Source organism: Abyssibacter profundi (assembly GCF_003151135.1).
GTDB classification, from domain to species: Bacteria; Pseudomonadota; Gammaproteobacteria; order Nevskiales; family OUC007; genus Abyssibacter; species Abyssibacter profundi.
On the sequence record NZ_QEQK01000005.1, the window covers coordinates 283,971 to 296,208 of the forward strand.

Below are 12,238 nucleotides of genomic sequence, written 5' to 3' on the forward strand. Positions count from 1 at the left end.
ATGCCCCTAGTATCCGGCCGCCTGGCCGTCCTTGCGGGACTCCGATGCGCCGAAATACACACCGGTCTCTAAGTCTCTGAGGATGGCCTGGTAACCACCATATGGTCCCCTGGCGGAATCGACGCGATGTCCACGGCCCATGAGCTCACGGATGACGGCGTAGTCGAACCCCGACTCCAGGTACAACCGACCGCCATCGGTCATGGTTGGACCCGTCGGGCTGGAACTGCCGTCGTGGTAGATCCGGGGTGCGTCGCCGGCTTCCTGCAGATTCATGTCGAAGTCGATCAGGTTGGTGACGATTTGCGCATGGCCCTGCGGCTGCATGGCGCCACCCATGAGCCCGAAACTCACCCAGGGCTCGCCGTTGCGGGTGATGAACGCTGGAATGATGGTATGGAACGGGCGCTTGCCGGGTTCGAATCGGTTGGCGTGTGTCGGGTCCAGCGCGAACAGCTCGCCCCGATTCTGCAGGATGAAGCCCAGCCCCGGTGGCGTCATGCCGCTGCCCATACCGCGGTAGTTTGACTGGATCAGCGACACCATATTGCCGGCCGCATCGGCCACCGTCAGGTAGATGGTGTCGCCTTGTTGCAGGGTGGCCGGGTCGGGATAAGCCTTGGCTGCGCGTTCGGGATCAATGCGTTTGCGCTGCTTGGCCGCGTACTCCTTGCTGAGCAGACGATCCAGAGGGGCCTGGGCGAATGCCGGGTCGGTGTAGTAGCGCGCCCGGTCTTCGAAGGCCAGCTTCTTGGCTTCGGTGAACCAGTGAATATGGTCTGCGCTGCCGAAGCCGGCGCTGCGGAGGTCAAAGCCTTCCAAAATGTTCAGGATTTGCAACGCAGCGACACCCTGGGTGTTGGGTGGCAGTTCCCAGACCTCATAGCCGCGATAGTCCGTGGACACCGGCGCCACCCATTCGGAGCGGTGCTCGGCAAGGTCTTCCACGCTGAGAAAGCCGCCCTGGGCCTGGACATAATCCGCCATGGTCTGCGCCATCGGCCCCCGGTAGAAGGCATCGCGTCCACCGCCGGCGATCTTGGCCAGGGTGTTGGCCAGCCAGGGGTTACGCCAGATCTCGCCCTTGCGCGGCGCGCGCCCGTCGATGGTGAACTGCTCCGAAAAGCCCGGGTACTGTGACAAGCGGGGCACGGAGCGATCCCAGTAGTAGGCGATCAGCTCAGAGACCGGGAACCCCTCGCGGGCATAGCGAATGGCCGGGTCCAGCAGTTCGGACATGGGGCGCGACCCGAAGCGGTCATGCAGCTCGAACCAGCCATCCACACAACCGGGGACCGAGACCGGCAACGGGCCATAGGCGGGGATCGCGTCGTATCCCTGATCCAGGAACCACTGCAGGCTCAGGTCCCGCGGTGACCGCCCGCTGGCGTTGAGCCCGTATAGGGCCTCGGTGTCAGCATCCCAGACGATGGCGAATAAATCACCGCCGATGCCATTGCCGACGGGCTCCATCAAGCCCTGTACCGCGTTGGCGGCAATGGCGGCATCCACCGCGTTACCGCCAGCCTTCAGCACATCCAGCGCAACCTGTGTGACCAGCGGCTGGCTGGTGGCGACCATGCCGTGGCGGGCGATGACCTCCGAGCGTGTGGCGAAAGGCAGGCCGGTGACGCGGTCGCCCCCCAGGGCCGTCCAACTGGTCATGGCCGTGCTCAAGCCCAGTGCGAGCAGGGCGCAGGCCCGCGTCGCCAGCGGCTTGCGTCGGTGTCCCTGCGGTCGAAGTTGGGAAGCGGTCGTCGCATCATCCATAGGAGTCCTGTCGGTGTGAGGCGGGCCTGTTTGGGCTGCCCGCGTCACGTTAGCCGCTGATGGGCGCGTGTTCCAGCAGGCTAGACGCTCGTTAAGTCCCCATGCAACGATGCCACAGGAACCGGGCCGAGCGGCACCAGGGCCCGCCGGCCAATCAGGTATCCGTGAACACCACAGACAACCCAGCATTGACACCAGAGGCAGAGAACCGGGCCGAGCTGCCCGAGTCGCTATTGCTGGCCCAGCTGGAACGGGGCCTTGGCGAATTGCAGTTTGTTCCCGCGCTGGAGCGGCCGTTCCGGCGTTATCTGCGATCCCGTCTGATCAACCACCTGCGTCTGGCCTGCGTCGCCGGCCTGGTGCTGATCGCCGCGACGCAACTGCTCAGCACCTGGGTGCTCGCGCCGCCTGCCGGCGCGCTGCAGTGGCAGGCGGTCTTGCTCTGCGGCGTGCTCGCGCCGGTGCTCGTGCATGCCATCTGGGTGCTGAACCGACCCAGCGGCCTACGCTGGCTGGACGCGGTGGCGATGGCTGCGGTTGGGGCGCTGGTGCTGGTGGGGCTGGCGTTGCCCGCGATTTATCAGCAGCACGGCGCCGTGTTTCCGTTTCCGTTCACCGAGCTGGCGGTGGTCGTGATCCCGATTCTCGCCGCGCGACGCTTTCCCGTGGCGTTAGGCTGCGTCTTGCTGGTGCTGTTCGCATTGGCGCTGCGCGACCTGCTGCTTCAGCGGTTCGGTGTCGGGACCATGCTGCAACTCTTCAATCTCACGATGTTTGCCTCGGTCGCCCTGGCGGGCGGTTTCGTCCAGGAATGGGTGCTACGTCGTCACTTTCTGTCCGAGGGGCTGTACCTGCTGCGCTCAGTGCGTGATCCCCTCACCCAGCTGCTGAACCGACGTGGCTTTGATGCCGAGGCCCGGCGCATCTGGGCGACCGCCCGGCGGGAACAGCAATCGGTCGGGGTGGCGATGATCGATATCGACCATTTCAAGCAGTTGAACGACGCCTGGGGACATGCGGCCGGAGACCGGATGCTGAGTCGGCTTGCCGAAGTCTTGCGTTCGCAGGCCGCACGCCGGCCCATGGACCTCGTGGGGCGGCTGGGTGGAGAGGAGTTCGCGGTGCTTTGGTACGACCTGCCAGCCGACACGGTGGCCGCACAGGCCGAGCGCGTGCGCCAGGCCGTGGAGGCATTGGCGCTCGACCATCCTCAGCATGCGGCCGTGACCATCAGCGTGGGTTGTACGCAGCTGATTCCACGGGGAGACCTCACCGTGTCGGACGCGCTGGCAGTCGCGGATTCCGCGCTTTATCGCGCCAAGTCCGGGGGACGCGACCGTGTCGAATATGCCGCGCCTCCGCGGGCGTTTTCCGCCGGTGGCAGCGGGTGTCAGCCGGCGGCCGCCAGCGATTGACGCAGTTCGGCGGGTGCCAGGAACTCGGCAGGCTGCCGGCCCTCGCGCATGCGGATCATGGCCACAAGCTGACTGTTGACAGGGGTGTCGATGCCGCTGAGTTCGCCCAAACGGACGATCTCGCCATTGAGCTGGTCGATCTCCGTGGGGCGACCCTGCACCATGTCCGCCACCATCGACGGATAAGCATGTGATGACGCGGTGCGGTGAAATGCCGAGGCGCGTAAGGCCAAGCTGGGCGCCCGGTCCAGCAGTAGGCGAAATGCAGGGTAGGGCATCGAAGCGGGTAGCCGGTAGGGCGCCTTGGCCGCCTGCAGCACGCGCACCGCTTCATCCAGTGCGGAGGTGAAGCAGGTCTTGAGGTCATCGTTGCTCACCACGTCATGAAAGCTGCTGTGGGTGAGTGCACAGATGGCATTGGCCAAATTCAACAGCAGCTTGCCCCAGGCCGCGCCTTCGCCGCGTACCCGCCGAACGCGTAGCCCGCTGCCGTTGAACAGCGACAGCAGGTCCGGGTCGCCGCTACGCAGTAACAGCGTGGGCTCCGTCGTGACCCGCGCATGGAGTGGTTGCAGCGTTTGTGCATTGAACATCACGGTCGCGGCCACGGGGTCCGATGCAGGAAAACGCTGGCGGATACGCTGCGCCGCGCCGACGCCGTTCTGGCATGGAATCAACGCGCAGCCCGAGGGGATGGTCGGGCCCAGTCCGTCGAGGACAGAGCGCAAGTCCGGGTGTTTGACGCAGATGAACGCGGCGTCCACGTCATGTAGATCCATGCCGGTGGACAGCGGGGGCTTGTCCACGGTGAGCGGCGGTCCACCCGTGACCCGGTCCACGCGCAAATGTCGAACGCTTTGCATGCTGGGCAGATCGGCCTCGCGGATCGATAGCCGGACCGCATGGCCTGCGCGGACCAGATGAGTGGCCAGCACTGTTCCGACGGCTCCTGCCCCGATGACCCTGATACGCATGCCGATGGACCCAAAGAAAAATTCTGCGCTCTAGTGTGGCGACATCCCCGCGGCCTGCAAGCCTGAACGGTGATGGCCCCGCACGACGATGGAATTCGGGATAATGGAGGTTTGATGCCGCATGGCGCACCCAATGGCGCCGCCCGACCTCCGTCGCTGGACGCCGGTGGTCCGGACACAAGCGGCGCGTCGGTGCGATATCACGGGTGGAGGCCCATGCAGCACAGTCAACAACCCGGAGCCGGGTCATGAAGCGCGATGTGGTCCTCATTCACGGCATGTGGTGTCGCGGGGAGCATCTCGACGCCGTGGCCACACCACTGCGTGAGGCCGGGTATCGCGTGCACCAGCCCACGCTGCCTTTCCATGATCAGTCCGATCGCGAAGACATGCGCGAGGCGTTGGGCCGCGCCAGCTTGCTGGACTATGCCGATTACTGTCAGGGCGTGATTCACCAACTGAAGTTCGCTGAGCCGCCGATACTGATCGGCCACAGCATGGGTGGCCTGATCGCGCAGATGCTGGCTGCGCGCATGCCCGTGCAGGCCCTGATGCTGTTCACCCCCGCGCCCCCCGCAGGCATCTTCGCCGTTTCGCCCCGGACGCTGCAGGTGTTCTGGCGCCGGCTACTGAGTTGGCGGTTCTGGCGGCAGCCGCACAAGCTCACGGCTGAGCAGGCCCGTCGGTATGCATTCAATGGTCTCGACGCGGGCCGGGCCGAGCAGCTCTACCCGACCCTGGGGTTGGAATCTGGACGCGCCTTGTTCGAAATCGCCTGTTGGCCGCTGGACCGACGACAGGCGGCACGGGTCGAGGCCAGCGCCGTCAGCTGTCCTGTTTACGTGCTGGGATGCGAGGATGACTGACTGACGCCGGCTGAGACCGTGCGCAAGGTGGCCCAGCGGTATCCGCAGGCCACACTGGAGATCGACCCCAACCGGGGACACTGGATGATTGATGACGACCGCACCGCCCAGACCATGGCACGGTGCATCGACTGGCTCGACAAGCACCTGGAGACCGCCTGATGCGGCACATTGTTTTCCTCTCTCTGCTCTTGGCCTGGCTGCCATTAACCGCCCAGGACCGAATCGAGCAGGCCATCGACACCAGCGAGCAGACCACGCGTGAGGCGGTCCGCTCGCAGAACCGGATCGACCGGCTGGATGACGAAACCCGTCGCAAGCTGGAGGCCTACCGGCAGGCGATCTGGGAGCGGCAGCAACTGGAGGTGTACAGCCAGCAGCTGGACGAGTTGCAGCGCATCCAGACCGAGGATGTGACCCGCTTGCGCGAAGAATTGGCGGAAGTCCCGCTCAGTGAAGATGACCTGATGCCGCTTATGCTGCGGATGGTCAACGCCCTGCAGCGCTTTGTCGACGCCGACCTGCCGTTTCTGCAGGACGAGCGGCAGCAACGGCTGACGTCCTTGAAACAAATGCTGGGAGACGCCGAATTGTCGGTGTCGGAAAAGTATCGACGGGTCATCGAGGCCTATCAGGTCGAACTGGACTACGGCCGTGGTCTGGCCAGCGAGCGCACGGAGCTCGAGGTCGCCGGGCGTCGTGTTGTGGTCGACCTGCTGCGCGTCGGCCGCGTCGCCATGTATTTCCTCAGCCTGGATGGAGGCACGGCTGCGATTTGGGATCACGCCCTGGGCCAGTGGTCGGAGTTGCCGGCCACGCATCGCTCCATGATTCGCCAGGGCATTCGCATCGCGCGGGAGGTCGCCGCACCCGAGTTGCTGGAGCTGCCGGTGCCGGCCCCGAGTTCAGAGGAGGCGCCGCGATGAGGTCATGGATGCTGTTAATCGCACTGGCTCTGCCCGCTGCGGTCCACGCCGACGCACTGGATGACTTGCTGGAAGATGTCCGCAAGAGCCAGCAACAGTCGGCCGAGATCAACGAGGCCCGTGAGGCACGTTTTCTTGCGGAGCGGGATCAGCAGGATGAGCTGTTACGCCAGGCGCAGCGAGACCTGGCTGCGGTCAAGCGCCGGGTCGACGCCCAGAAGGCGGAGTTTCAGAAAACGGCCAAGGAAATCGCCGAACTCAAGGCCGAGATCAAGGAGCAAACCGGCGAGCTGGAGCAGTTGTTCGGCACCATTCGGACGGCTGCAGGCGACACCCGGGCGATTGTTCGTGATTCGCTGACCAGCGCCCAGTTCGCAGACCGCCTCGACGAGCTGAACCGTCTGGCCGATGGCGAGCGTCGGATTAACCTGGGGCAGCTGGAACAGTTCTGGTTCATCCTGCAGCAGGAGATGATCGAGGCGGGTCGCGTCACCACCTTTCCGGCCGATATTGTCGATTCCGACGGTCAGGCGACTGCGGCGGCCGTGAGTCGTGTCGGCGTGTTCACGGCCGTGGCCGATGGCCAGTATCTGGACTATCTACCCGAGGCGCAGCGCCTACAGGCCCTGGCGCGACAACCCGGTGGTGGCGCGCAGGATCTTGCACGTCAGTTCGCTGCGGCCGAGTCCGGTCCTGTCGACATGCTCATCGACCCGACCCGCGGCAATCTCCTGGCCTTGCTCACCGAGCGTCCCAGCCTGTCCGAGCGGATCAACCAGGGCAGTGTTGTGGGTTACATCATCATCGCGCTGGGTGTGATCGGTTTGCTGCTGGCACTGGGTCAGGCCGGCTATCTGCTGGTGGTGGGGCGCCGTATGCGACAGCAACTGGGCGACATTGACCAGCCACGCGACGACAACCCACTGGGCCGATTGTTGGGTTCTTTGGATGCCGCACTCACCGCGGGCGAGCGCGACCTGGAATCCCTGGAGCTGAAGCTGGATGAGGGCGTGATACGCGAGACGCCGCGTCTGGAACGGGCCCAGAGCATCGTCAAGTTGCTGGCCGGCGTGGCGCCACTCATGGGATTGCTGGGCACGGTCACGGGCATGATCGCGACCTTTCAGGCGATTACCCTGTTCGGTACCGGCGACCCCAAACTGATGGCGAATGGCATCTCGCAGGCACTGGTGACCACCGTGCTGGGCCTGGTTGTCGCCATTCCGCTGCTGTTCCTGCATTCGCTGCTCGCCGCGCGCTCCCGCTCGTTGACCCGTGTACTGGACGAACAGGCGGCCGGGCTGATCGCGCGCCGGATGGAGTCGTCACGGCGTGACTGAACTGCTGGCCTGGTGGCAGGACACCTGGACACCGATCCGCAGCTTTATCGACGCCGGCGGCCCGGTGTTATGGGCGCTGCTGCCCCTGACCGTGCTGCTGTGGACGCTGATTCTGGAGCGGTTCTGGTACCTCGGTTTCCGGCACGGGCGGGTTTTATCGGCGTACCGCGCCGAGTGGCAGGGCCGGGCCGAGCGCAATAGCTGGGAGGCTCGACGCATTCGCGAAGCCATGGTGTCCCAGGCCAGGGATTTGCAGGACCGCAGCCTGCCGGTCATCAAATCGCTCATCGCGCTCTGTCCGCTGCTGGGTTTGCTGGGCACCGTTACGGGCATGATCGAGGTATTCGAAGTCATGTCGTTGCGGGGGACGGGCGATGCCCGTGGGATGGCCGGAGGTGTGTCGCGGGCGACCCTGCCCACCATGGCCGGTATGGTCGTGGCGCTGTCGGGTCTGTTCTTCGCCAACCGCTTGACGCGACTGGCCGACAAACGCACCCATGAGTTTGCGGACTCGTTGCGGTTTCACTAATGCGTTTTCTTGCCCTCCCACCGCTGGCCTTGCTCATTGCCATCGGCCTGTTCTGGTTCATGCAATGGCTGACCGCACCACCTGAGGTGCCGCTGAAACCGCCGGTCCCGGATCGTCGCGTCGAGATGGTCAAGCCGCCCGAGGAACAGGAACAGCCCGAGCCTGAGCCCACCGAGTTGCTGGAGGCAGCGGCGCCGCCGTCGTCACCGCCGTCCATGTCGGCCATCGACTTGCCGACGACCATGAACCTCACGGCGGACAGCCAGCCGGGTTTGGAGATGAATCTGCCGAATCTCGACGTGCCGGTGAATTTCGGTGGCTCGTCGGGCTTTGGTGAGGCCTTCGGCGGGTTCGGCGGCCGCGGCAGCGGCTCGGGCGCCGGTGGGTTCGGCAGCGGGCGTGGTTTCAAGGGCGAGCGTCTGGTCCCGTTGTCGACCGCTCGCCCGCAGATTCCCGAGTACGCCTACAAGCAGGGGATCGAGGGCTGGGTGGAAGTGGTGTTTGTCGTGACCACCCGAGGCACGGTGGAGAACGTGCGCGTCATCGACGCCGACCCCAAGGGCGTGTTCGAGGCGGCCACCGTTGAGAGCGTGTCGAACTGGCTGTACGAGTCCACCTCGCGGCCGCGAGAGGTTAAGCAGAAAGTGTATTTCCGCCTTGAAGATTACCAGTACAACTGGCGTTGACGGGATGCGCCAAACCCTCTTCGCCACAGCTTGCGCGTGCCTGCTGCTCCATGCCGGAGCAGGTCTGGCTGCGCAGTACGAAAGTGAGGTGCGGGTGCTGGATGAGGTGCCCAAGGTCGAGCAGCCGAAGAATGACCAAGCCTTGATCGACTCGGTGGAAAATGACCCCTACGCCCTGGCGCTGACACTCCGTGAACTGGCTGCGCGGGCGGCTCGGTCGGGGGATGCCAAGCAGGCGGCGGCGTATCTGCAACGCGCGTTGGACCAGAACGCCCTGTCAGCTGTGGTTCAGGATCAGATGCGGCAGACCTTGGGGCAGCTGTACCAGAACAGTGGCGAGTACCAGCGGGTCATCACCACCCTGGCGCCTGATTTGCGCAATCGGTCGGATGCCGATCCCCAGTTGCTGCTAACCGTTGCGGCGGCTTATGCGCAGCTCAATCAGCATCGCCAGGCGCTTCCGTTCATCCAACGGGCGGTCGAGGCCGAGTCCGACCCCTCGCGCGAAATGCTACAGGTGTACGCAGCCGTGCTGCTGGCCCTGAAGCGCTACAACCAGGCGGCTCCGATTGTCGAGCGGCTGGTGCGTGCGGACCCATCCGATCGACAGGGGTGGCTGCAGCTGGCGGCCTTGCATGCCCAGCGCAAGGATTTCGATCGGGCGGCGGCGGTCATGGAGCTGGCGCATCGCCAGGGCATGCTGGAAACTCCCGAGGAGCGACGCCAGCTGGCAGGCCTGTTCGTCCAGGCCGGCGCGCCGTACGAGGCCGGGGCGCTGCTCAATCGCTGGATTGAGCGCGATGAGCTGCCCGCTGACGCCGCGACCCTGGGCATGCTTGCAGATGCCTGGAGTGCGGCCCGGGAGACGCCGCAGGCCATCCGTGCACTCAATCGCCTGAATCAGGTTGCGCCCAGCAGCCGCAGCTGGCTGCAGCTGGGCCGGCTGCAGATGGAGCAGGCGCAGTGGGCCCAGGCCGAGCAGTCGCTGACGCGGGCACTGGCCGAGGCCGAAGACATTCCCACGGATCAGACCTTGGTGGCGCTGGGCCTGGCCCGCTATCAGCAGGCAGATATCGATGGTGCGCTCCGGGCCTTCCGTCAGGCTGCCCGCTCCGGGCGGGTGCGGCGTGCGGCCGAGCAATGGGTGGGTTTTCTGGAGTCTGGCCGCGCTCGCGAACAGGCGCTGGAAGCCACGCGTGAGCTGGTCGCGCGGCGTGGTGAGGGTGAGGTGGCCAGCCGCTTCAGCGGCATGGAAACCCGCGAAGCGACCCGCCCGGGTATGGAGGGTGTCGACCCGGACCTGCCCCCGCTGACCGAAGTTGGCGCCTTGCGGGCAGGGACCGCAGACGGCCGCATACCGCCCTGGACCGGCGGATTGACGGCCGATCAGCCGGGCCTGCGCCGTGTCGACGGCCAGCCGGTCAATCCGTATGCCGACGATGCCGTGATCAGCACGATCCGGTCGACCAACTACACGCAGTACGGCGAGGCCTTGTCCGAAGGGCACAAGGAAATGCTGCGCCGCTTCAACGACTATGAAATGCGGGTGTACCCAAGCCGCCGGCCCGTGGTGTATCCGGAGCCGATCCGCCAGGCCTCGGTGAGTAACCGTCAGACGGCCCGGTTGTTGGAGTCGGATTCGATTTCCGGTGCCGACCTGGGTGTGCCGTTCGCCGAGCCTCAGACCGGTGCCGAGGTCATGTGGAACCACAGGGTGCGCTACCGCGGTCGTACCCAGGACTTCTACACCGACGAGATGGTCGTGTTCTCTGATGGTGACCGGCTCCAGACCTCACGTCGCGAACATGTGTTGTTCGTGTACGGCAATCCGGCGCGGGCCGGCGAGGTCGATGACAGCAATATGCTGCTGTACTACGTCGGTTCGGTGGACAACGTGCCGATTGTCGGTCGCGCGATGGCGATTGTTCACGAGACCGCCAACCAGACGAAGGAAAAGCGTCGTATCTGGATTTCCGCCGGACAAACCGGCCGTGTGCGGCGTATCCCGCCGGTTGGATTCGACTTTCCTCGGCCGGGGTCCGAGGGGCTGAGCTTTGTCGACCAGATCGATATGTACAACGGCGGATTCCAGCGCTATGTCTGGAAGCTGCGCGGGCGACGTGAAATGCTCGTGCCGTACAACAGCTACGACATCAATAGTCCGGCACAGCGATATGACCAGCTGCTGGGGCCGGGTCACCTCGATCAAAGCCAGGCGCGCTACGAATGGCATCGCGTCTGGGTGGTCGAGGCCACCGAACGGGCGCCGGCGCGGCACAAGATCGGCAAGCGGGTGTTCTATGTGGACGAGGACTCCTGGACGATTTTGATGGTGGATGTCTACGACCAGGCGGGCAACCTCTGGCAGCTGCAGGAAGGCCATCTCTATTTCGACTGGGAGTCGCAGGTGGCCGTGTCGGCCCCCATCGTCCACTACGACTTCAAACGGAACGCCTGGTACGCCAACCGATTGCTGAACGAGGCCCGAGGTGTGGTCTTCAACCAAGGTGATTACGCCCCGCCGGACTTCAGTCCAAATCGTGCGCCGCGAGTCTTCCGATAATGCGGTCGCCGTGCCAGAGGGCCGAGGGCCGAACGGGCTTGGGGTTTGCGTACAATGCGGGTCAAACGTGCTGATTGCGGTCGATCATGCCGCGCAGCAAGATTTGAGGCTGGCCTGTAGGAGGCAGCCATGAACGGGGCTACTGTGTTTACACGAACGCTGGATTCCGAGTCATTGCACAAGTTTGCGGCAGTTGAGGGGCTGGGCTCCCTAACCGCCGAGCCGTTGGATGTCCGCCTGGAGCGGATCACGCGTCTGGCGCGTCGCGCGCTGAACGCGGGCGGTGTTGTTGTCAGCTGGAAGGGGGACGACGGCCAGTGGATGCATTGTGGCTCCGGGCCCATCGAACGTGTCACCAGCAACGGTGATGCACCTGTCTGGTTGGAGCCGCTGCAGCAGCAAGACCAGTGGGTCCAGCGCGATGGTGACGTCGTGCCCTACCTCACGGCCATTCGCCTGGCCAGTTCGGATCGTGAGCTGGTTGGCGCACTCGTACTATTTGACGATGCGGCCAAGCCACGCGGCAAGCATGACCATGATCGCATGCGTGATTACGCGTCCTGGGTGGAAACCGAACTGAGGGTCCAGCATCTCTACCGCGGCCAGGAGCGATTGCTGGAAGAGCTGTACATGGCGCGGCATCAGGCGCTGAAAGATCAGCTCACGCGGCTGTGGAATCGCCACGCCATGGTTGAATTGATGTCACGAGAACTGCAGCGGGCCGAGCGTCAGGTGATCGGTACCGGGCTGCTCATCGCAAGCCTGGACCAGATCGATGCGGGCGCAGAGCCGGAGACCGCGCAGGCAGATGCCATGTTGAAGGCCACGGCAGATCGCATGACGACGGCGGTCCGCCCGTACGATGCCCTGGGTAAGTTCGGCGGCAATGAGTTTCTGGTGATGCTGCCGTCCTGTCCGGCCGGTGCCGTCAATGATGTGGCCGATCGCATGCTGCTCAGTGTCAGCGTCGAGCCCTTCGATACCAACGAGGGACCGATCCAGCTGAGCCTGAGCATTGGCACCGCCCACGCTGGGCCGAACGCGCGACTCGATCCAGAGGATTTAATCCGCGCTGCTGATTCGGCCCTTAGCCGGGCGCGCGGCGCCGGCGGCAATACCGTTGAGGAAGCCGTTCCGACGGACTACGACCCGATTTAGCAGCCGGGCGC

The 12,238-nt window shown here is 64.8% G+C and carries 11 protein-coding genes; 9 read left to right on the top strand and 2 right to left on the bottom strand.

Annotated elements, in window-relative coordinates; all coding sequences use genetic code 11:
- Positions 1–6: 6 nt before the first annotated feature.
- The gene (ggt, locus tag DEH80_RS07115; RefSeq protein ID WP_207774515.1) at positions 7–1,770 is read right to left on the bottom strand and encodes a gamma-glutamyltransferase; all 1,764 of its coding nucleotides are present in this window, start codon (positions 1,768–1,770) and stop codon (positions 7–9) included.
- Positions 1,771–1,934: 164 nt separating this feature from the next.
- Here ggt and DEH80_RS07120 point away from each other — a divergent pair, with 164 nt between their 5' ends.
- A complete protein-coding gene (locus DEH80_RS07120; RefSeq protein WP_165831343.1) occupies positions 1,935–3,185 on the top strand; it encodes a GGDEF domain-containing protein in 1,251 nt (416 codons plus the stop codon).
- Here DEH80_RS07120 and DEH80_RS07125 read toward each other — a convergent pair.
- Complete coding sequence (locus DEH80_RS07125) at positions 3,161–4,159, bottom strand: ketopantoate reductase family protein (RefSeq protein ID WP_109719780.1); 999 nt, start codon at positions 4,157–4,159, stop codon at positions 3,161–3,163. The two genes, DEH80_RS07120 and DEH80_RS07125, sit on opposite strands and share 25 nt — an antisense overlap.
- 248 nt (positions 4,160–4,407) lie before the next feature.
- Between DEH80_RS07125 and DEH80_RS07130 the strand changes: the two genes are divergently transcribed.
- From DEH80_RS07130 to DEH80_RS07160, 8 genes are all read left to right on the top strand, one after another.
- Complete coding sequence (locus DEH80_RS07130) at positions 4,408–5,025, top strand: alpha/beta fold hydrolase (RefSeq protein ID WP_109719781.1); 618 nt, start codon at positions 4,408–4,410, stop codon at positions 5,023–5,025.
- 18 nt (positions 5,026–5,043) lie between these two features.
- Positions 5,044–5,187, top strand: coding sequence for a hypothetical protein (locus tag DEH80_RS17310; protein ID WP_165831345.1), 144 nt, complete (start codon positions 5,044–5,046; stop codon positions 5,185–5,187).
- Positions 5,187–5,951 carry a DUF3450 domain-containing protein gene (locus DEH80_RS07135; protein ID WP_109719782.1) on the top strand — a complete coding sequence of 255 codons (765 nt, stop codon included), beginning with the start codon at positions 5,187–5,189 and terminating at the stop codon, positions 5,949–5,951. The genes DEH80_RS17310 and DEH80_RS07135 overlap by 1 nt, the downstream gene beginning before the upstream one ends.
- Positions 5,948–7,291: a MotA/TolQ/ExbB proton channel family protein gene (locus tag DEH80_RS07140; protein ID WP_109719783.1), complete on the top strand. Its 1,344-nt coding sequence runs from the start codon at positions 5,948–5,950 to the stop codon at positions 7,289–7,291. The genes DEH80_RS07135 and DEH80_RS07140 overlap by 4 nt, the downstream gene beginning before the upstream one ends.
- Positions 7,284–7,820, top strand: coding sequence for a MotA/TolQ/ExbB proton channel family protein (locus DEH80_RS07145; protein WP_243412767.1), 537 nt, complete (start codon positions 7,284–7,286; stop codon positions 7,818–7,820). Before DEH80_RS07140 ends, DEH80_RS07145 begins: the two co-directional genes overlap by 8 nt.
- Positions 7,820–8,506, top strand: a complete 687-nt coding sequence (locus DEH80_RS07150; RefSeq protein ID WP_109719784.1) for an energy transducer TonB — start codon at positions 7,820–7,822, stop codon at positions 8,504–8,506. The genes DEH80_RS07145 and DEH80_RS07150 overlap by 1 nt, the downstream gene beginning before the upstream one ends.
- 4 nt (positions 8,507–8,510) lie before the next feature.
- Complete coding sequence (locus DEH80_RS07155; protein WP_109719785.1) at positions 8,511–11,069, top strand: DUF1329 domain-containing protein; 2,559 nt, start codon at positions 8,511–8,513, stop codon at positions 11,067–11,069.
- A 129-nt stretch (positions 11,070–11,198) separates the two neighbouring features.
- Entirely contained in the window at positions 11,199–12,227 is a 1,029-nt protein-coding gene (locus tag DEH80_RS07160; RefSeq protein WP_109719786.1) for a GGDEF domain-containing protein, read from the top strand.
- Positions 12,228–12,238 lie beyond the last annotated feature (11 nt).